Below are 19,483 nucleotides of genomic sequence, written 5' to 3'. Positions count from 1 at the left end.
GTCAGTAGCTCAACGGCGGTTGGGGCGCATCGACCGGTTCGGCCAGGCGCATGGTGTCGGTATTGTCGGCATCGAGCGTCTGATAGGTGCGGAAGGCCAGGACCAGCAGGAAGCTGAACATGGCAAAGCCAATCACGATGGCGGTCAGGATCAGCGCCTGCGGCAGCGGATTGGCAATGGCACCATCGGGCTGGTCGAGTCCGGGCGGGACAATGGGCGCGATCTGCAGCGTCAAACGCCCGGCGGTGAAAATCAGCAGATTCACCCCATTGCCCAGGATCACCACGCCCAGCAGCATGCGAATGAGCGAGCGTGACAGCAGCAGATAGACGCCCAGCGCCACAAAGCAGCCCACGAGCGCGGCGAGCACATAATCCATTACGGCTCCTCCCCTTCATTGCTTTCCAGCCCCAGGGCGATCGAGGAGATAGTGCCGAACACCACCAGATAGACGCCAATGTCGAACAGCAGTGGGGTGGACAGCGGCACTGTCGCCTCACCCAGTTCGAGATAGAGCCAGATGCTGGTCATGAAGGGACTGTTGTTGAAGACCGAGACCAGCCCGGTCAGGCCGGCGAGCAGCACGCCAAAGCCGGCAATCGAAAGCGGATCGAAATAGAGCGCCTTGCGCGCCTGGGCAGCGCTTGATGCCATGCCCAGCACGGCAATTGCCGAAGCCGCAATCAGCCCACCAATGAAGCCGCCGCCCGGCTCGTTGTGGCCGCGCAGGCAGACATAGATGGAGAACACCAGCATGGTGGCCACGATCAGCGGCGCAATGGTGCGGAAGATGACGGTGTTCATGACGCGGCCTTCCTGCGGCGGGGGCGGCGTGCCGGCGCGGGTTCGACAGGGGCGACCGGGGCAACAGGCGCGACCGGCGCCACCGGCGGCGTGGGTGAATCGACGGTCTTGACCGAGGCACTGGCCTTGCGCCCACGACTGCTGAGCAGCGCCATGATGGCGATGCCAGCCGCCATGAGAACCGAGATTTCGCCCAGCGTATCAAACCCGCGGTAGTCCACCAGGATGACATTGACGATGTTGTGGCCATGCGCGATCGGCACGCTGGTCGCCGTGAAGAAGTCCGAAAGACGCGTGTCGAGGTCGCCGGTGAGCACCACCATCAGCAACAGGGCAACGCCCGTGCCGCACACCAGCGCCAATATGCCGTCGCGGGCCCAGTCCTCGAAGGGGCGCGGGTCTTCATCCTCCAGGCTCAGCCGGGTCATGACCAGCGCCAGGATCACCACCGAGAGGATTTCCACCATAAACTGGGTGAAGGCGAGGTCAGGCGCGCCAAAGATCAGAAAGATCAGCGCCACTGCGGTGCCCTGGATGCCCAGCGCCAGGATGGAATAGAGCCGCTTGCGCGAGATCACGATCACCAGCAGGCCGATCAGGGCCAGGCCGAACACGCCCCATTCATGGGGGGCCAGGGGCGGCCAGTTCAGCCGCACGCCCCAGTTGCCGAGGTCGGCCGTGGGCAGCAGCGCATGGATGCCGCCCAGCGCAAACAGCGGCAGCATCAATGCCAGCGCCAGCATGGCGAAGGCGGTACCCAGGTAGACTTCGAGCCGCCCGTGATGCAGCAGTCGTGTCAGTGCACCGGCGAAACGGATCAGGCCGAACATTGCCCTGTCGAACAGGTCATCGGCAGTGAATCCAAGCCCAGTGGCGAAGCGGCGCATCAGCGTGCGCAGCATGGCAGCCTGTCGATAGGCCCAGAAGGCGAGGCCCCATGTTGCCACCGACATCCACAACACCGGGTTGGTTGGGTCGATCATCCAGGTGAGGTGGCTCTTGACGGTTTCGTTGAGAATGGCGCCTGCCCCGGGCTCGAGCACATAGTGGCCGAAATCGCCCAGCAGCAGCGCCGCGACGATGCTGATGCCCCCCAGAAGCACCGGCCCCACCAGCATGGCGATGGGGGCTTCATGCGCGGATTTGGGCGTTGCCACCTCGGCACCCAGGAAGGGCTTGATTGCAACCAGCGCGCCGATGGCAGCCAGCAGTGCATTGCCGGCCACCAGCACCACCAGCACGGTGATGTCCTGCCACTGCGGCGCCAGGAGGCCGAGATACATTTCTTCCTTGGCAAAGAAGGCAATCGTCGGCGGCAGGCCGACCATGCCCAGGGCGCCCAGCCCGGCAGCAATGAAGGTCACCGGCATGCGGTCAGCCAGACCGCCGAGCGCGGTGATATCGCGCGTGCCCGATTCATGGTCGATGGCACCCACCACCATGAACAATCCGGCCTTATAGAGGGCATGGGCCACGAAATAGATGATGACGCCGGCAATGGCGGTTTCGCTGCCCAGTCCGATCAGCAGCACCAGCAGGCCCAGCGACGCGATGGTGGACTGCGCCAGCATCTGCTTGAGGTCGGTCTGCTTGAATGCGGCCAGTGCGCCCCACAGCAGTGTCACCGCGCCAAAGCAGACCAGCAACGTCATCCAGATCGCCGTGCCGCCCATCCAGGGCGTGATGCGGGCCAGCAGATAGACGCCAGCCTGCACCATGGTCGCAGAATGGAGGAAAGCCGAGACCGGCGTTGGCGCTTCCATGGCGTTGGGCAGCCAGAAGTGCAGTGGAAACTGCGCCGATTTGGTGAACGCTGCCAGGAGGAAACAGGCCAGTACCAGACCATAGAGCCCATGCCCGCGCATGCCGTCTTCGATCCCGCGCAGCGCGCTCAGCTCCCACTGGCCAGTGATCTGCTGCACCAGCAGCACGCCGACCAGCAGCGCCATGCCGCCGATATTGGTGATCACCAGCGCCTGGATGGCGCCACGCCGCGCTGACTGCCGCACGGCGTCAAAGCCGATCAGCAGGAACGAGGTCACCGCCGTCAGTTCCCAGAATACGAACAGCGCCAGCATATTGTCGGCCAGCACGAGACCAAGCATGGCGCCCATGAAGCCAAGCAGGAACGCCATGAAGCGCCCCAAATGCTCATGGCCACGCAGATAGCCGCCCGAGTAGACAATGATCAGCGCGCCGATCCCCGAGATTGTCGTGGCAAACGTCAGGCTGAGCCCATCGACATAAAACGACAGGTCGAGCCCCAGGGAAGGCACCCAGCCGATACGCGCCGAGATGGCCCCCTCGGCGAGGACCTGCGGCGCGAGCGAGACCAGGAAGGCAAATATCGCCGCCGGAATCAGCGCCAGCAGCCAGCCGGAGAACGGTCGCGTATAGCGATGCAGCAATGGCGCCAGCGCGGCGGCAACAAGTGGCGCAATCGCCACCAGTGCAATGCTCGCGTCAATGTTTGGCACCAACTTGCATTCTCCCGTCCAATGCGGACCTTCGGCAGTCCTTTTCCGGTGCGACCTTAACCATAGATCGTCCATGGACAAGGCAAAACGGACAGAGCGCGACGATGTGTCAGTATCTGCTGGGGAAATCGCCGGGCTGGCATTCGGCGCGCACCCGCCCTATGTGTCAGCTGGTTTCCTGCGGGCCATCCGGTGTTTGCCGGCCCGCCACCTGCCCTGAGCCCGGATCGTTTCATGACCAAGCCCGTCCCGCCTGTCGCCGCCAAGAAATCGCATCGTGTCTCCTTCCACGGCATTGAGCGCGACGATCCCTATCACTGGTTGCGCGCGCCGAACTGGCAGGAGGTCATGCAGAAGCCGGAGACGCTGGATCCGGAAATCCGGGCCTATCTCGATGCCGAGAACAGCTATTTCGAGGCTGCCTTCGGCACGCCCACCGCCGCGCTGCAGGAGACGATCTACAAGGAGATCCGCGGCCGCATCAAGGAAGACGACAGCGGCATCCCGAGCCCGGATGGTCCGTTCGCCTATAATTCGCGCATGCTGGAAGGCAAGCAGTATCCGCTGATCGTGCGCACTGCTCGCGAAGGTGGCCCGGAAACCGTGCTGCTGGACTGCAATATCGAGGCTGGCGACGGCTATTTCGGCTTTGCCGGCGCCGAGCATGATCGCTCACACAACCTGCTGGCCTGGGCCGCCGACCGGGCAGGCTCGGAATACTATGACATTGTCATCAGGGATCTGGCGACCGGCGTGGACAGCCAAGACGTCATCGCCGATACCGCCGGCTCCTACGTCTGGAGCAATGACAGCAAGTCGATCTACTACACCGAATATGACGACAACCACCGCCCCTATCGCGTGCGCCTGCATGTTCTGGGCACCGATCAGGCCAATGACCCCATCATCTTCGAGGAGCAGGACCCCGGCTTCTTCGTCGGTGTTGGCCGCACGCTGAGCGACAAGTTCATTGTCATCGACGCGCATGATCACCAGACCAGCGAATGCTGGCTGATCGATGCCGAGACGGGTGGCGCACCGCGTCTTGTCGCGCCCCGCGTCACCGACCGCGAATATGACATCGAGGAGCGCGACGGCCAGCTCTTCATCCGCACCAATGCCGATGGCGCCGAGGACTTCAAGATCGTCGTGGCACCGGTCGACAATCCCGGTGCCGAGAACTGGACCGATCTCGTGCCGCACCAGCAGGGCGTGCTGATCCTCGACACCATCGTGATCAAGAACCATTTGTTGCGCCTCGAGCGCCACGAGGGCCTGCCGCGCATTGTCGTCCGCGATCTGCGCACCGGCAAGGAAGAGACCGTGCGGTTCGAGGAAGAGGCCTATAGCCTAGGCATGTCCGTGGGCTACGAGTTCGACACCTCGGTGTTCCGCCTTACCTATTCCTCGCCCACCACGCCCTCGCAGACCTTTGACGTGGACCTCGAAACCGGCACGCGCACGCTGCTCAAGGAGCAGGAAGTGCCCTCGGGCCACAACAAGGCGGACTATGAAACGCGCCGCCTGTTCGCCAAGGCCAGCGATGGCGAGCTGGTGCCGGTGACGGTGCTCTATCGCAAGGGAACCCCGCTCGATGGCACGGCCCCGGCCCTGCTCTACGGCTATGGCGCCTATGGCATGTCGATGCCGTCCAATTTCTCGATCTCGGCGCTGTCGCTGGTCGACCGCGGCTTCATCCATGCTACCGCGCACATTCGTGGCGGCATGGAAAAGGGCTATCGCTGGTATGTCGGCGGCCGCCGCGAAAACAAGACCAATACCTTCACCGACTTCATCGCCGCGGCCGAAATGCTGATTGCCGAGAAGTTCACCGCCAAGGGCCGCATCGTCGCCCAGGGCGGCTCGGCGGGCGGCATGCTGATGGGTGCCATCGCCAATCTGCGGCCAGACCTCTGGGCTGGTATTCTGGCGCAGGTGCCGTTCGTGGACGTGCTCAATACCATGCTGGACGAAACCCTGCCGCTGACCCCGCCGGAATGGCCCGAATGGGGCAATCCGCTGGCCTCGGCCGAGGACTATCGGCGCATTGCTGCCTATGCGCCCTATGAGCAGGTGGCCGCAAAGGACTATCCGCCCATCTTTGCACTGGCCGGGCTCACCGATCCGCGGGTGACCTATTGGGAGCCGGCCAAATGGGTGGCGCGCCTGCGAGCCGTGCGCACGGGTTCTGCGCCGCTTTATTTGCGGACCAACATGGGTGCCGGCCACGGCGGCGCGTCGGGCCGCTTTGACCGCCTCAAGGAGACGGCCATGTGCTACGCTTTTGCGCTGAATGCGGTCGGCGTGGAAGGAAGTTTGCCAAGCAACTAATTGTTGCCGCTATCAAAACGCCATATACCAGTTTCACTATCCCCCACAGACGTCACGTCATTATCAATGGAGGCTACCATGTCGACCAAGTTCACCCTGCCGCCCCTGCCCTATGCCTATGATGCGCTGGGTCCCTACATGTCGGCCGAAACGCTGGAATACCATCACGACAAGCACCACCAGGCCTATGTGACCAATGGCGAGAAGCTGCTGGAAGGCTCGGGCCTGGAAATCCTGCCGCTCGAAGACATCGTCAAGGAAGCCTTCGGCAAGAACGCGCCGCTGTTCAACAACGCCGGCCAGCACTACAACCACGTGCACTTCTGGAACTGGATGAAGCCCAATGGCGGCGGCAACAAGCTCCCCGGCAAGCTGCAGGCAGCCATCGAATCCGATCTGGGTGGCTTTGACAAGTTCCGCGCCGATTTCATCGCCGCCGGCACCAGCCAGTTCGGCAGCGGCTGGGCCTGGCTGTCGCTGAAGAACGGCAAGCTGGAAGTCACCAAGACCGCCAATGGCGAATCGCCGCTGGTGCACGGTGGACATCCGCTGCTGGGCGTCGACGTGTGGGAGCACTCCTACTACATCGACTACCGCAACGCGCGTCCGAAGTACCTGGAAGCCTGGTTCGACAATCTGGTGAACTGGGAACATGTCGAGCTGATGTTCGAAGAAGCCAAGTAAGCATCCGACCACCATATCGGTTTGCAATTGGACCCCGCTGGCAGGCAACTGCCGGCGGGGTTCGCTTTTTGGAGGGTGGCGCTTTTCCCCGGGAAATTAGCCATTCCCAACCCGCCCCCTTCTACAGCCCGCTCTCCCATGTTAACGAAATGTTCATAATGTGAGGGAGTCCCGTGTCCGAAACCGCCAAGGTCATTGCCATCATTGCGGCAAACCCTGCCCTGTCGTCCCTGCTGGCGATGGTGGTGGCCGGTGACTCACGCCTCAAGGTTCGGGTCTTCGACACCGAGATCGAGCTGCTTGCCTATATGCGCATTGCCCCTGTGGACATGCTGGTGTGTGACTTCGACCGCGAAGGCCAGCCGGCCCATGAGATGGTCGAGGGCATTCGGCTCAATGCCGGTCTGATCAGTCAGGACGTGCCGGTCATCGCGCTCACCCGACAGATCACCGCCCCGATGCGCCACCAGGCCATCAGCGCGGGCATTGACGAAGTCATCATCAAGCCGATGTCGCCACGCCACCTGCTGCAGCGCATCCAGGCTCGCCTGCGCACCCGCAGCGTTGTGGGCGTGCTCGGCGGCTATCGCGGTCCAGAGCGGCGCAATCGCGTGACCACGCCGGTGCCGCAGCCGGTTCCCGTCCGCCGCGCGACCGACAATGTGGTGTCGCTGTTTCCCGACCGGCGCAAGCCGCAGCATCCCGGCCTTGAAGGCTAACCGAAGCGACCAAGCCGGCTCGTCGCCAGACTTCGCCTAGCGGGACTCCAGCACCAGCCGGCTGATGCGGCTCCACAGATCCTCGACGGTATCGGCGAACTGGATAGCCCGTTCATGACCCGGCAGGCCTGGCGACAGAACGTCGGCAGCATAGCCGCGCATGACCTCGAAGGCTTTGTGGCGATTGAGCATGACCACCGGGATTGGACGGGCGCTGGCCCGGGCGGCCGCCCAGGTGCCAAACAGTCCCGACGCCGAGGCGAGTGAGCCCGGCAGCGCCACCAGACCCTGGGCCAGCTCAGCGATGCGCGCAAAACGCTCGGCCTGGGTTGGCAGAATTTCGATGGTCACGCCAGACAGGGCCGGCGGCAGCACGCTGCTGGCATCGCCGACAATCTGCACCTGGCCGCCAGCGGCGCGAGCCGCGGTAATAAGCGGAATGGGGATGATGCCGTTTTCAGCCAAGCAGATCAGCCGGGCGCCGCGCTTGGCCAGGTAGGTGCCGGCCTGGCTCATCAGGGAAGCGCGTTCAGGGTCCCCAGGGCCCTTGTTGGCGGCAAATACCGCCAGAACGACGGGCGTTGTTGAGCTGTCCATCTGGTTTATCGCCCCCGCTTGAGGCTGCCGAGAATGCCGCGCACCAGCGCGCTTCCCAGCCGGTTGGCGACCGTGCGCGCCAGGGAGTACATGGCTGCCTCGGCCGGTGTCTGCCGCGTCGAGCGGCGCACGGGGCGATCATCCTGATAGCGGCGCTCGGCCTTCTGGGCCGCCTTGGCGTCTTCTTCCTCACGCTGCTGGCGCTCTTCGGCCAGCTGCTTGTCACGGGCCCGGCGAGCCAGCACTTCGAAGGCGGAATCACGATCGACCGGCGTGTCATAGACGCCGGCGACGGGCGAATTGGCGATATAGCTGCGGCGCTCCTCGGGCAGAATCGGACCAACCTGGGCCGAGGGCGGCCTGATCAGCGTCCGGCCGACCATAGACGGCACACCCTTGGCTTCGAGCACCGACACCAGGGCCTCGCCTATGCCCAACTCGGTGATCACGTCTTCTGTCGAGAACGCCGGATTGGGACGGAAAGTCTCGGCGGCAACACGCACAGCCTTCTGCTCGCGCGGCGTATAGGCGCGCAGGGCATGCTGGATGCGGTTGCCCAGCTGCGCCAACACCGTCTCCGGAATATCAACCGGGTTCTGGGTGACGAAATAGACGCCCACGCCCTTGGAGCGCACCAGGCGCACGACCTGTTCAACCTTGTCGATCAGGGCCTTGGGCGCATCGTCGAACAGCAGATGCGCCTCATCGAAGAAGAACACCATCTTGGGTTTGTCTGGATCGCCCACTTCGGGCAGTTCCTCAAACAACTCCGAGAGCATCCACAGCAGGAAGGTCGCGTAGAGGCGCGGCGCGCGCATCAGCTCGTCGGCGGCAAGAATGGAGATGAAGCCGCGCCCATCGCGATCGGTGCGCATGAGGTCGTTGATGTCGAGCGCCCGCTCACCAAAGAAGTTCTCGGCGCCCTGTTGCTCAAGCACCAGCAAGGCACGCTGGATGGCGCCGATCGAGGCCGTGGTGACATTGCCGTATTGGGTCGAGATTTCCTTGGCCCGGTTCTGCAGATCCACCAAAAGGGCGCGCAGATCTTTCAGGTCGAGCAGCAGCAGGCCTTCGTCGTCAGCCACCTTGAAGGCAATGTTGAGCACGCCTTCCTGGGTGTCATTGAGCTCGAGCATGCGGCTGAGCAGCAAGGCGCCCATTTCCGAAATGGTGGCGCGGATGGGGTGGCCCTGGCGCCCGAACAGATCCCAGAAGATCACGGGGAACTGCGCATCGCTGAACTCGGTGAAGCCGATCTCCTGGGCGCGCTGGGTCTGCCAGGATTTGGCATGGCCCATGTTGGCGACGCCGGAGAGATCGCCCTTGATGTCCGCGGCAAACACCGGCACGCCGGCGGCGGAGAAACCCTCTGCCAGCACCTGCAGGCTCACCGTCTTGCCGGTGCCGGTGGCCCCGGTAATCAGCCCGTGCCGGTTGCCATATTTCAGGACGAGATATTCCGGCTGGGTGCTGGTTCCGAGGAAGATCTTGTCGTCAACGAGCATGGTCCGGCACCCCTGGAAACTGCGTTCTTATAGACGTCATGGCGGCCGGGGGACAACTCGTAACTCTGTTTTCCAATGTCAATGGCGCATGCGGTGCGCTTGGGGCATGATGGCATCATGACCCAATTCCCCAAGCTGACCCGCCGCAGCGCCATGACCGGCGCCGCTTCTGCCCTGGTGCTGCTTCCCGCCGTGGCGCGCGCAGCCGACGTGCTGGACGCGACCACGCTGGGCGTTGTCGGCGACAGCGGTGATGATCAGGGCGCAACCCTGCAGGCGGCACTGGACCAGGCCGCGGCCAGTGGCCAATCGCTGCGCCTGCCGCCTGGCACGATCCGGGTGCAGGGGCTGGACCTGCCGGGCAATATGGTGATCACCGGCACACCAGGCAGCACGGAAATCGCGCAGCTCGGCGACGGCGCAGGCATCAGCGTTGCAGACCGGGGCAGCCTGGTGATCCGTGATGTGGGCTTTTCGGGTGGCACCACCGCACTCACGATCGGCGCCAGCGACGACATCCGCCTGGAGGGTTGCCGCTTCCGCAACAGCGGTGTCGGCATTGCCATCAGCGACGCCAGCGTCACCATCACTGCCTGCCATTTCACCGAAATGGGCGATGCGGCCATCCATGCGATGGACAGTCGCGGGCTGATGATCTCGGGCAATCGCATCGACTATTGCGGCAATGCCGGGGTGCGCATCTGGCGCAGCGAAGCCGGCAACGACGGCTCGAGCGTGGTGGACAACACCATCAGCAATATTGACTGGCGCGAGGGCGGCAATGGCCAGAACGGCAATGGCATCAACATCTTCCGGGCTGACGCAGTGATCGTTGCCAACAACCACTTGAGCGATTGCGCCTTTACGGCCGTCCGGCTCAACGCTGCGCGCAACAGCCAGGTGAGCGGCAATACCTGTTTGCGATCAGGCGAAGTGGCGATCTTTTCGGAGTTCGAGTTCTCCGGTTCGATCATCGCCAACAACATCATCGATGGCGCAGCGACCGGCATTTCGATCACCAATCTGGACGTTGGCGGTGCGCTGGCCGTGTGCATGGGCAATCTGGTCCGCAACATCACCCCGATGTCGGCGGTCAATCCGGACACCATTCCGCTGGGCATCTATGCCGAGGCGGACACCGCCATCTCCGGCAATACGGTGGAGAATGTGCCCGGCGTCGGGATCGGCGCCGGCTATGGGCCCTATCTGCGCAATGTGGCCATCACCGGCAATGTGGTGTCCAAATGCCTGATCGGCATTGGCGTCAGTGTGGTAGATGGCGCGGGCGCCGTCACCGTGTCCGGCAATAGCGTCTCGGAGGCGCAGCACGAGATTGCCGGGTTGGCGTGGAAGGACATTGTCGAGCCCGACCTGGCCGGCCACGCAGCCGACCATCCCAATGTGCGCTTTGACCGCTGAGGGTTGAGATCAGACGGCTGCCGCAGCCCGCAGTTCGCCGACATGCGCGCCGCGCACGCTGCGGATGGGCTGGTGGGCCAGACGCTCCAGCACCAGGCGCTGCTCCTGGTCGGGATCCGCGATCTTGAGCAGAAGGCCCGCCAGCATCGCCTGCGACGCCGCGATATTGCCGTCGTCGCACTTGAGGGCATAGCCCCAGCCCTTGTCGCGAATGGCGCCGCATTGCACGCCTTCGGCGCCCACCTTTTGCATCAAGCGCCCCTTGAAGACGCTCATCAGCTGGGTGTCGGCATGGTCGGTGCCGGCAACGAGATGCGGGTGGGCGGTGGCGGCGTCAAACAGTCGGCGGGCCGCTGCGGCAAGATCGGGCGGCAGGCCCTTGCCTGTGGCCATGCGGGCAAAGCCGAAGGCGAAGGCGCGCAGGGGCGCGGCGAACGTGGGGATGGAACAACCGTCGGTGCCGCACTTGCCCTCTGTCAGCGGCTCGCCGATCACCGCCTCAACGGCCGCCCGGACCTGCTTCTGCACGGCGTGCTCGCGGTCGACATAGCCCACGGGTGAAACGCCCATGGCCAGGGCAACGCTCAGCATGCCCGAGTGCTTGCCCGAGCAATTGTTGTGCAGCGCGCTGGGCTCGAGCCCCTGGGCGCGCAGGGCGTCGCGGGCGGCGGCATTGGTGGGCGGGTGGGCGCCGCATTCGAGATCAGCCACAGACAGGCCCAGCTTGGCCAGCAGGCCGCTGGCGGTCGCCACATGGTCGTCCTCGCCATGATGGGAGGCGCAGGCGAGGGCCAGTTCGGCCGAGGTGTGGTGGAACTTGTCTTCGGCATGCTGCGCGAAGATGGGCAGGGCCTGCATGGACTTGATGGCCGAGCGCGGGAAAATGGCGCGCTCGATGTCACCGGCCGAGGCGATGATCTTGCCGTCGGCATCCATCACCGCAAAGGCGCCGCGATGGCGGTTCTCGACCCAATTGCCACGAATGGTCTCGGCGAGAATGGGGTTTGCATCCATGACAAAAAACTCCGGTCCAGGCTGTCTTCATCACAGCGCAGGACCGGAAAAGTCAACAGTGCATGGGAGGCTGGAGGTCGGCACGGCACGTCAGGGTCTGCGATTGCGCCGGATCGAAGGGATCAGCGGTTGGTCGAGGACCAGAGGTTGAGCTTGAGAACCTGACCACTGTGGCTGCTGGCATAGGGGGCAATGCGGTCGCTGCTGCGCATGCTGGCGACGGCGGGCTGCACGGCATAGGCGGCCACGGCGCTGATCACCAGTCCGCACAGGGCGGCGACGAGAACTTTTTCCTGCTGCTTGGTCATTTGTCTCTCCCTCAAGAGCGTTGCGATCCATGACCCGACAATGCCCTGCCCCATTTGAACCCATGCTGAGATCGCCGTTCAGATTGGGTTCATCGACGGCACCCGGCCAATGCCGCGCCCGTGAGCGGCTTGGCAGCGGGGGCGAACCATGCAAACCTTGTGGTCAATCGGGGCAAGAAACCCCTGCAAAATGAGGAGGTTGGTATGCGCAAGGTGCTGGTGACGGGTGGCAGCGGCAAGCTGGGGCGCGCCGTGCTGCGCGACCTGGTGGAGCATGGCTGCGCCGTGCTCAATATCGACCAGGCGCCGCTCAACAACCCGATCTGCAAGAGCGTGAAGGTTGATCTGGCCAATTTCGGCGAAGTCGCCGCCGCCATTCTGGGTGGCATAGACGAGCGCGGCGGCCCGTTTGATGCGGTGGTGCATCTGGCCGCCATTCCGGCACCAGGCCTGGCCAGCAACGCTAGAACCTTCGCCAACAATGTGCCGGGCACCTACAACGTGCTCGAGGCCTGCCGACTTGCCGGCATCAAGAATGTCGTCATCGCCTCCAGCGAGACCGTGCTCGGCCTGCCGTTCGACACGCCGCCGCCCTATGCGCCGGTAGACGAGGAGTATTATCCGCGGCCGGAGTCCGCCTATTCGCTGGGCAAGCTGCTCGATGAGACCATGGCGGCCCAGTTCTGCCGGTGGGATCCGGCGCTGCGCATCTGCGCGCTGCGCTTCTCGAACGTGATGAACCCGGAAGACTATGCGGCCTTTCCCAAGTTTGACAGCGACCCCAAGGCGCGCAAATGGAACCTGTGGGGCTATATCGACGCGCGGGATGGCGCACAGGCCGTGCGGCGGGCGATCCAGGCGGACTTCACAGGCTTTGAGGCCTTCATCATCGCCAATGCGGACAGCGTGATGAGCCGCTCCAACATGTCGCTGCTGGCGGAGGTGTTTCCCGGTGTGCCCACCAAGGGCAATGTGTCGACCAATGGCACGCTGCTGTCGATCGAAAAGGCCAAGCGCATGCTGGGCTATTCTCCCCAATTCAGCTGGCGCAACGAGGCGGCCGCCAAATCCTGAGCACCGCCATCGGCGGCGGCAGACGAAAATGCATAGGCTTTGCGCATATTCGTCTCTTGCGCTGTTTCTAGGCATCGGCCTAAGTGTCGCCGATGCCGCATTCCGACCTGTCCATTCTGATCGTTGATGAAAACCGCATCCGTGCCTCGATCATCGAGGATGGGCTGCGCGAGGCCGGACATCGACGTGTTGCCAGCATTCACGACGTCAACGAGGTGGGGCGCACGATTGCCGCCAATCCGCCCGATGTCATCGTCATCGACCTCGAGAACCCCAATCGCGATACGTTGGAGCATTTCTTCTCGCTAACGCGCGCGGTGCAGCGGCCCATTGCGATGTTCGTGGACCGCTCGGACGGCGCCATGATCGAAAAGGCCGTAGAAGCCGGTGTCTCTGCCTACGTCGTGGACGGCTTGCGCAAGGAACGCGTCAAAGCCATTCTCGATATGGCCATTTCCCGCTTCAATGCCTTTGCCAAACTGACCCGTGAGCTGGAACAGGCCCGCAGCGAACTCGAAGATCGCAAGGTGATCGACCAGGCCAAGGGGATGTTGATGAAAAGTCGCAACCTCAGCGAAGCCGACGCCTATGCACTGCTGCGCACCACGGCCATGAACCAGAACCGGCGCATGGTGGAAATTGCCCAAAGTCTTGTGACAGCAGCCGCGCTGCTCGGCCCATAGGAATGCCCATGTCCCCGACCCCTATTACTGCCGGTTTCCTGCCCTTGCTCGACAGCATCCTGCTGGTGCTGGCGCGGGAAAAGGGCTTTGCAGCAGATGAGGGGCTCGATCTGCACCTGGTGCGCGAAACCAGCTGGGCCAATATTCGGGATCGCTCGGCGCTGGGGCATTTCGACATTGCGCAGATGCTGGCGCCCATGCCGCTTGCGGCCAGCCTTGGCCTGACGCCGCTGGGTACCGAGATGATCGCGCCGATTGTCTGCGGGCTGGGCAACAATGCCATCACGGTCAGCGCGGCGGTCTGGGACGGGATGGTGACCGCGGGCGCACCGGGCGATCTGGCGGCCGCCCCTGCCGGCCGGGCCCTGGCCGAAGTCGTCGCCACCTCCCGCCGCAAGTTGCGCTTTGGCGTGGTGCACCAGACCTCCTCGCACAATTACGAGCTGCGCTACTGGCTGGCCGCCAGTGGCATCCGCCCCGACCGCGACGTCGAGATCGTGGTGCTGCCCCCGCCCCTGCTGCCCGAGGCGCTGGGCAGCGGCGGCATCGATGGCTATTGTGTGGGCGAGCCCTGGAACTCGATCGGCGTTGCCACGCAGAAGGGCCGTATCGTGACGGCCAAGACGCTGATCTGGCAATCGAGCCCCGACAAGGTCATCGGCATGCGCGCCAGCTGGGCAGCCGATCATCCCGACATCGTTGCAGCGGTGATCCGCGCGGTCTACCGCGCCGGGCAATGGTGTGCCGAGCCGGACAATCTGGACGAGGCGGCCCGGATCATGTCCGGCCCGGCCTATCTCAATACGCCACCCGATATCGTGGCCCGATCGCTGACCGGCTGGCTCGACATCGGCAACGGGCAGCGCACCAATGTGCCCGGGTTCTACATCCCGCACTCCAGCGCTGCCAACTTCCCCTGGAAGAGCCACGCGCTGTGGTACTATTCGCAGATGGTGCGCTGGGGCGAACTGTCGGCCACCCCTCAGCACGCCGCCATCGCCGCCGCCTGCTTCCGGCCAGACCTTTATCGCGCAGCCCTGGCCCCACTCGGCGTGGCGCTGCCGATTGCCGATGGCAAGACCGATGGCACCCATGCCCAGAGCCACACCATGGCCACCAGTTCCGGCTCCGTGCTGATGGGGCCGGACCTGTTCTTTGACGGGGTCACTTTCGACCCCGAACAACTGGACGCCTATATCGAAAGCCAGCGCCAGCAGAGCTGAGGACGGATTGGGCACCAGACCCCATTTGGCGTCATAATAGGCAAATTGGCGCGGTTTTAGGCCGCTGCTGTTTTTCGGGTGACTGGCCGAACGGGCAGCCAATCCAGCTAAGGTGCTGATCAATCTCAAAATACCGCCCTGGAACGAACTTGGCACGCTTCGTGCAATGAAGGGATCGAAAGGCGCTCCTCCCAAGACGCTCCTTGAATAGACGTCCAAAGCTGGGCGTTGCCAGGCAAAGCTGCCAACAGGTTCCGCAAGTGGTCATTCGACCCTGCGCAGACCCGTTGGCGGCTTTTTTGTTTTCTGACCGGTGCAGATGGAGAACTCGATGATGCAGACGACCCCCAACCGCCAGCCCGCAAAACCCCGCCGCCGTAGCGTGCTGCAGGCCATTGCAGCCACGCTGCTGACCGCAGCGGCGTTCGCGCCCTTGGCGGCGCAGGCCGAGATGCTCGACGTCGAAAAGGATGAGCTCAAGTTCGGCTTCATCAAGCTGACCGACATGGCCCCGCTGGCTGTCGCCTACGAGAAGGGCTATTTCGAAGACGAGGGTCTGTTCGTCACCCTCGAGCCGCAGGCCAATTGGAAAGTGCTGCTGGACGGGGTGGTCACCGGCACGCTGGATGGCGCCCACATGCTGGCCGGCCAGCCGCTGGCTGCCACCATCGGCTATGGCACCAAGGCTCATATCGTTACGCCCTTCTCGATGGATCTCAATGGCAATGCCATCACGGTGTCCAACGCCGTCTGGGAGATGATGAAGCCGAGCCTCAAGATGGGCGCCGATGGCCTGCCGGAGCACCCGATCAGCGCTGCCGCGCTCAAGCCTGTCATCGAGGCCTTCTCGGCCGAAGGCCGCCCGTTCAACATGGGCATGGTGTTCCCGGTCTCCACGCACAATTACGAGTTGCGCTACTGGCTGGCTGCCGGCGGCATCAACCCCGGCTTCTATTCGCCCGAGGACGTCTCGGGCCAGATCGGCGCCGAGGCCTATCTGTCCGTGACGCCGCCGCCGCAGATGCCCGCCACCATGGAAGCGGGCACCATCGATGGCTATGCCGTGGGCGAGCCCTGGAACCAGGCTGCCGTGTTCAAGAAGATCGGCGTGCCGGTGATCACCGACGACGAGATCTGGAAGAACAATCCAGAAAAGGTCTTCGGCATGACCGCCGAGTTCGTCGAGCAAAATCCCAATACGGCCATCGCCGTCACCAAGGCCCTCATCCGCGCCGCCAAATGGCTCGATGAGAACGACAACGCCAATCGCATGGAAGCGGTGGAGATCCTGTCACGGTCCGAATATGTCGGCGCCGACAAGGCGGTGATCGCCAATTCCATGACCGGCACCTTCGAGTATGAGCCCGGCGACAAGCGCCCGGTCCCCGACTTCAACGTCTTCTACCGGCACTTTGCCACCTATCCCTTCTACTCCGATGCCGTGTGGTACCTGACGCAGATGCGCCGCTGGGGCCAGATCGCCGAAGACAAGCCTGATGACTGGTATGCCGATGTCGCCAAGTCGGTCTATCGCCCGGATATCTACCTCAAGGCTGCGCAGATGCTGGTCGATGAGGGCATGATCGACGCCGCCGACATCCCCTGGGACAGCGATGGCTATCGCGCCGTCACGGCCGAGTTCATCGATGGCATTGCCTACGACGGGCACACCCCCAACGCCTATATCGACAGCATGCCGATCGGTCTGAAGACCGGCGAAACCGCCACCGACAAATAGCTCACGCGGCCAGGCCCATGGCGGCCCGGCCAACTGCCGCACGCCGAACACAGGAACTGCACCATGAGCATCGCCACCGACATCGCGCCCAAGGGCCGGGACAATCCGAGACGTCAGAAGCTGTTCGCGGGCATCAACCGGGCTGCTGCCTGGCTGAGCGCCCTGGGATTGGGATGGCTGACGCCATTGCTGCGCATTGCCGCCGGCGACGACCCGCGCCAGCAGCTGGGAGAACTGCGTGACAGCCTGCTGTTCCCGCTGCTGGGCATCGTCATGTTCGGCGTGGCCTGGGCGGCGCTGGCGCCACAGGTGCAGACGTCGCTGGGGGCTATTCCAGGCCCGGCGCAGGTCTGGGAGCAGGCCGGGGCCCTGTGGCAGGACCATGCGGCCGAAAAGCAGAAGGAGGCCGAGTTCTATGCGCGCCAGGACGAGCGCAATGCCACGCTGATTGCCGAAGGCCGCTCGGATGATGTCAAGCAGCGCGGCTACACCGGCAAGCCGACCTTTATCGACCAGATCTTCACGTCGCTCAAGACCGTGGGGCTGGGCTTTCTGATCGCCACGGTCATCGCCGTGCCCCTTGGCATCGCCTCCGGGCTGAGCCGCCCGTTCAACGGGGCACTGAACCCGCTGGTGCAACTGTTCAAGCCGGTGTCCCCGCTCGCCTGGCTGCCGATCGTCACCATGGTGGTCTCGGCAGTCTATGTCGACGTCAATGACGCGCTGCCCAAGGCGCTAGTGATCTCTGCCGTCACCGTCACGCTGTGCTCGCTGTGGCCGACCCTGATCAATACCGCCCTGGGCGTGGCCTCGATCGACAAGGACCTCGTCAATGTGGGCAAGGTGCTGCAGCTCTCCACCCTCACCACCATTTCCAAGCTGGTGCTGCCGTCGGCCATGCCGCTGATCTTTACCGGGCTGCGCCTGTCGCTGGGTGTGGGCTGGATGGTGCTGATCGCCGCCGAAATGCTGGCGCAGAACCCTGGACTGGGCAAATTCGTCTGGGACGAGTTCCAGAACGGCTCCTCGGACTCGCTGGCCCGCATCATCGTGGCCGTGCTGACCATCGGCATCATCGGCTTCATGCTCGATCGGGTGATGTTCACCCTGCAGACCGCCTTCACCTTCTCGTCCAACCGCTAGGAGGCGTGCATGTCCCCCATTTTGCAGATCTCCGATCTGGGCAAGCATTACGGCGATGGCGACAAGCGTCATCAGGTGCTCTCGGGCATCAACCTGGACGTCAAGGAGGGTGAGTTTGTCGCCATCCTGGGCTTCTCGGGCGCCGGCAAGACCACGCTGATCTCGCTTCTGGCCGGACTGATCCAGCCAGACCAGGGCAGCATCGCGCTGCGCGGGCGGGAGGTGACCGGCCCAGGGCCGGAACGCGGCGTGGTGTTCCAGTCCTATTCGCTGATGCCCTGGCTGACGGTGGGCGGCAATATCGATCTGGCCGTCAACGCGGTGCACAAATCCAAGAGCCGGCAAGAACGGTTGGCGCTGCGCCAGCATTATGTGCAGCTGGTGGGTCTCAGCCACGCCGTCGACAGGCGCCCGGCAGAGCTGTCGGGCGGCATGCGCCAGCGCGTTGCGGTGGCCCGGGCCCTCGCCATGCAGCCGGACATCCTCCTGATGGACGAGCCGCTCTCTGCGCTGGACGCACTGACGCGCTCAAAGCTGCAGGACGAGTTCGCGCTGATCTCGGAGGCGGAGAAGAAAACCATCATCCTCATCACCAATGATGTGGATGAGGCGATCCTGCTGGCCGACCGGGTGATCCCCCTCACCCCCGGCCCGGGCGCCACGCTGGGACCGAACTTCACCGTCGATATCGAGCGCCCCCGCGACCGCGCCGCGCTCAATGGCGATGACCGCTTCATCGCCCTGCGCCGCGACATCACCGAATATCTGCTCGACGTCGGTGCCGGACGCAATACGGCAGCCGAAAAGCCCGTGGCGCTGCCCAATGTGGTGCCCATCGGTCGCGGCAAGTCGCAGAAGCTGCCGAATGCCTATGCGGCGGCCGCTGCATCGCCGACCAAGGCCGGCTATGTCGAGTTCTCGCAGGTTTCCAAGATCTACCCCACGCCCAAGGGACCGCTGACGGTCGTTGACCGCTTCGACTTCAAGATGCGCAAGGGCGAGTTCGTGACGCTGATCGGGCACTCCGGCTGCGGCAAGTCGACGGTGCTCTCGATGGTGGCCGGTCTCAACCCGATCTCGGCGGGCGGCATCGTGCTCGACAATCGCGAAGTGGTGGGCGCCGGGCCGGAACGGGCCGTGGTGTTCCAGGCGCCTTCGCTGATGCCCTGGCTCACCGCCCGCGAGAATGTCGCTTTGGGCGTTGACCGGGTCTACCCCACCGCCAGCGCCGCCGAGCGTCGCGATGTCGTCGAATACTACCTGGCCCGCGTCGGGCTGGGCGATGCCATGCACCGGCTGGCCGGCGAACTCTCCAACGGCATGAAGCAGCGCGTCGGCATTGCCCGCGCCTTTGCTCTCTCGCCCAAGCTGCTGTTGCTCGATGAACCCTTCGGCATGCTCGACAGCATCACGCGCTGGGAGTTGCAGGATGTGCTGATGGAGGTCTGGGCCAATACCAAGGTCACCGCCATCTGCGTCACCCATGATGTCGATGAAGCCATCCTTCTGGCCGACCGCGTGGTGATGATGTCGAACGGCCCCAATGCCCGCATCGGCAATGTGATGGAGGTCAACCTGCCCCGGCCCCGCTCGCGCAAGGCGCTGCTGGCGCACAAGGACTATTACGGTTATCGCGAGGAGCTGCTGGGGTTCCTTGAAGCCTATGAAGGCGGCGCCAATCCCGACGAAGCAACGCTCGACCGGATCCGCGCCCGCCGCATCGAGCGCAGCGGCTCCACCCTGCCCCATTCGGCGGCCTGAGCC

Annotated in this window: 17 protein-coding genes; 10 read left to right on the top strand and 7 right to left on the bottom strand. The window is 64.0% G+C overall.

The genetic code is table 11. The features are described 5' to 3' along the window. Position 1 precedes the first annotated feature (1 nt). The 3 genes from K1177_RS02245 to mbhE are packed head-to-tail and all read right to left on the bottom strand — an operon-like array spanning position 2 to position 3,281. Positions 2-379, bottom strand: a complete 378-nt coding sequence (locus K1177_RS02245; RefSeq protein ID WP_224701696.1) for a Na+/H+ antiporter subunit C — start codon at positions 377-379, stop codon at positions 2-4. Further along, positions 379-804, bottom strand: coding sequence for an MnhB domain-containing protein (locus tag K1177_RS02240; RefSeq protein ID WP_224701695.1), 426 nt, complete (start codon positions 802-804; stop codon positions 379-381). Before K1177_RS02240 ends, K1177_RS02245 begins: the two co-directional genes overlap by 1 nt. Further along, entirely contained in the window at positions 801-3,281 is a 2,481-nt protein-coding gene (mbhE, locus tag K1177_RS02235; protein ID WP_224701694.1) for a hydrogen gas-evolving membrane-bound hydrogenase subunit E, read from the bottom strand. The genes K1177_RS02240 and mbhE overlap by 4 nt, the downstream gene beginning before the upstream one ends. Positions 3,282-3,515: 234 nt before the next feature. On the opposite strand from mbhE, the gene K1177_RS02230 reads away from it, so the two are divergent. The 3 genes from K1177_RS02230 (at position 3,516) to K1177_RS02220 (ending at position 7,015) form a co-directional block, all read left to right on the top strand. After that, positions 3,516-5,612 (top strand): S9 family peptidase, encoded by a 2,097-nt coding sequence (locus tag K1177_RS02230; RefSeq protein WP_224701693.1) that lies wholly within the window; start codon positions 3,516-3,518, stop codon positions 5,610-5,612. A gap of 78 nt (positions 5,613-5,690) precedes the next feature. Further along, positions 5,691-6,296 (top strand): superoxide dismutase, encoded by a 606-nt coding sequence (locus tag K1177_RS02225; RefSeq protein ID WP_224701692.1) that lies wholly within the window; start codon positions 5,691-5,693, stop codon positions 6,294-6,296. Between the two features lie 173 nt (positions 6,297-6,469). Beyond that, a complete protein-coding gene (locus K1177_RS02220) occupies positions 6,470-7,015 on the top strand; it encodes a response regulator (protein WP_224701691.1) in 546 nt (181 codons plus the stop codon). Between the two features lie 36 nt (positions 7,016-7,051). Here K1177_RS02220 and K1177_RS02215 read toward each other — a convergent pair whose 3' ends face one another. Both K1177_RS02215 and K1177_RS02210 read right to left on the bottom strand, forming a co-directional pair. After that, a complete protein-coding gene (locus tag K1177_RS02215) occupies positions 7,052-7,612 on the bottom strand; it encodes an LOG family protein (protein ID WP_224701690.1) in 561 nt (186 codons plus the stop codon). A 5-nt stretch (positions 7,613-7,617) separates the two neighbouring features. Further along, positions 7,618-9,117 (bottom strand): helicase HerA-like domain-containing protein, encoded by a 1,500-nt coding sequence (locus tag K1177_RS02210; RefSeq protein WP_224701689.1) that lies wholly within the window; start codon positions 9,115-9,117, stop codon positions 7,618-7,620. Between the two features lie 117 nt (positions 9,118-9,234). Here K1177_RS02210 and K1177_RS02205 point away from each other — a divergent pair, with 117 nt between their 5' ends. Further along, positions 9,235-10,536 carry a TIGR03808 family TAT-translocated repetitive protein gene (locus tag K1177_RS02205; protein WP_224701688.1) on the top strand — a complete coding sequence of 434 codons (1,302 nt, stop codon included), beginning with the start codon at positions 9,235-9,237 and terminating at the stop codon, positions 10,534-10,536. 9 nt (positions 10,537-10,545) lie between these two features. Here the strand turns inward: K1177_RS02205 and K1177_RS02200 are convergent, their stop codons facing one another. Then, positions 10,546-11,550, bottom strand: a complete 1,005-nt coding sequence (locus K1177_RS02200) for an asparaginase (RefSeq protein WP_224701687.1) — start codon at positions 11,548-11,550, stop codon at positions 10,546-10,548. A 122-nt stretch (positions 11,551-11,672) separates the two neighbouring features. Continuing rightward, complete coding sequence (locus K1177_RS02195) at positions 11,673-11,858, bottom strand: hypothetical protein (RefSeq protein WP_224701686.1); 186 nt, start codon at positions 11,856-11,858, stop codon at positions 11,673-11,675. A 204-nt stretch (positions 11,859-12,062) separates the two neighbouring features. Here K1177_RS02195 and K1177_RS02190 point away from each other — a divergent pair, with 204 nt between their 5' ends. The 6 genes from K1177_RS02190 to K1177_RS02165 all read left to right on the top strand — a co-directional run bounded on the left by K1177_RS02190 (position 12,063) and on the right by K1177_RS02165 (position 19,480). Next, entirely contained in the window at positions 12,063-12,932 is an 870-nt protein-coding gene (locus K1177_RS02190; RefSeq protein ID WP_224701685.1) for an NAD-dependent epimerase/dehydratase family protein, read from the top strand. A gap of 92 nt (positions 12,933-13,024) precedes the next feature. Next, positions 13,025-13,615 (top strand): ANTAR domain-containing response regulator, encoded by a 591-nt coding sequence (locus K1177_RS02185; protein ID WP_224701684.1) that lies wholly within the window; start codon positions 13,025-13,027, stop codon positions 13,613-13,615. Positions 13,616-13,623: 8 nt separating this feature from the next. Then, positions 13,624-14,838: a CmpA/NrtA family ABC transporter substrate-binding protein gene (locus K1177_RS02180; RefSeq protein WP_318153266.1), complete on the top strand. Its 1,215-nt coding sequence runs from the start codon at positions 13,624-13,626 to the stop codon at positions 14,836-14,838. A gap of 331 nt (positions 14,839-15,169) precedes the next feature. Beyond that, a complete protein-coding gene (locus tag K1177_RS02175; protein WP_224701682.1) occupies positions 15,170-16,576 on the top strand; it encodes a CmpA/NrtA family ABC transporter substrate-binding protein in 1,407 nt (468 codons plus the stop codon). Positions 16,577-16,639: 63 nt separating this feature from the next. Next, entirely contained in the window at positions 16,640-17,719 is a 1,080-nt protein-coding gene (locus K1177_RS02170) for an ABC transporter permease (RefSeq protein WP_224701681.1), read from the top strand. A 9-nt stretch (positions 17,720-17,728) separates the two neighbouring features. Then, on the top strand, positions 17,729-19,480 hold the full coding sequence (locus K1177_RS02165; RefSeq protein ID WP_224701680.1) for an ABC transporter ATP-binding protein: 1,752 nt from the start codon (positions 17,729-17,731) through the stop codon (positions 19,478-19,480). The last annotated feature ends 3 nt before the right edge of the window (positions 19,481-19,483 follow it).

This window comes from Devosia aquimaris, from assembly GCF_020169335.1.
In the GTDB taxonomy this organism is placed as follows: domain Bacteria; phylum Pseudomonadota; class Alphaproteobacteria; order Rhizobiales; family Devosiaceae; genus Devosia; species Devosia aquimaris.
Note: the sequence above shows the minus strand (reverse complement) of the source record. Positions and strands in the feature narration are given on the sequence as shown.

Bases quoted from the DNA above. Each gene is read 5' to 3' on its own strand.
- K1177_RS02170 (WP_224701681.1), top strand. From the start codon at position 16,640: ATGAGCATCGCCACCGACATCGCGCCCAAGGGCCGGGACAATCCGAGA.
- K1177_RS02200 (WP_224701687.1), bottom strand. From the start codon at position 11,550: ATGGATGCAAACCCCATTCTCGCCGAGACCATTCGTGGCAATTGGGTC.
- K1177_RS02245 (WP_224701696.1), bottom strand. From the start codon at position 379: ATGGATTATGTGCTCGCCGCGCTCGTGGGCTGCTTTGTGGCGCTGGGC.
- K1177_RS02165 (WP_224701680.1), top strand. From the start codon at position 17,729: ATGTCCCCCATTTTGCAGATCTCCGATCTGGGCAAGCATTACGGCGAT.
- K1177_RS02185 (WP_224701684.1), top strand. From the start codon at position 13,025: ATGCCGCATTCCGACCTGTCCATTCTGATCGTTGATGAAAACCGCATC.
- K1177_RS02215 (WP_224701690.1), bottom strand. From the start codon at position 7,612: ATGGACAGCTCAACAACGCCCGTCGTTCTGGCGGTATTTGCCGCCAAC.
- K1177_RS02225 (WP_224701692.1), top strand. From the start codon at position 5,691: ATGTCGACCAAGTTCACCCTGCCGCCCCTGCCCTATGCCTATGATGCG.
- K1177_RS02210 (WP_224701689.1), bottom strand. From the start codon at position 9,117: ATGCTCGTTGACGACAAGATCTTCCTCGGAACCAGCACCCAGCCGGAA.
- K1177_RS02230 (WP_224701693.1), top strand. From the start codon at position 3,516: ATGACCAAGCCCGTCCCGCCTGTCGCCGCCAAGAAATCGCATCGTGTC.
- K1177_RS02195 (WP_224701686.1), bottom strand. From the start codon at position 11,858: ATGACCAAGCAGCAGGAAAAAGTTCTCGTCGCCGCCCTGTGCGGACTG.
- K1177_RS02180 (WP_318153266.1), top strand. From the start codon at position 13,624: ATGTCCCCGACCCCTATTACTGCCGGTTTCCTGCCCTTGCTCGACAGC.
- K1177_RS02240 (WP_224701695.1), bottom strand. From the start codon at position 804: ATGAACACCGTCATCTTCCGCACCATTGCGCCGCTGATCGTGGCCACC.
- K1177_RS02175 (WP_224701682.1), top strand. From the start codon at position 15,170: ATGATGCAGACGACCCCCAACCGCCAGCCCGCAAAACCCCGCCGCCGT.
- K1177_RS02205 (WP_224701688.1), top strand. From the start codon at position 9,235: ATGACCCAATTCCCCAAGCTGACCCGCCGCAGCGCCATGACCGGCGCC.
- K1177_RS02190 (WP_224701685.1), top strand. From the start codon at position 12,063: ATGCGCAAGGTGCTGGTGACGGGTGGCAGCGGCAAGCTGGGGCGCGCC.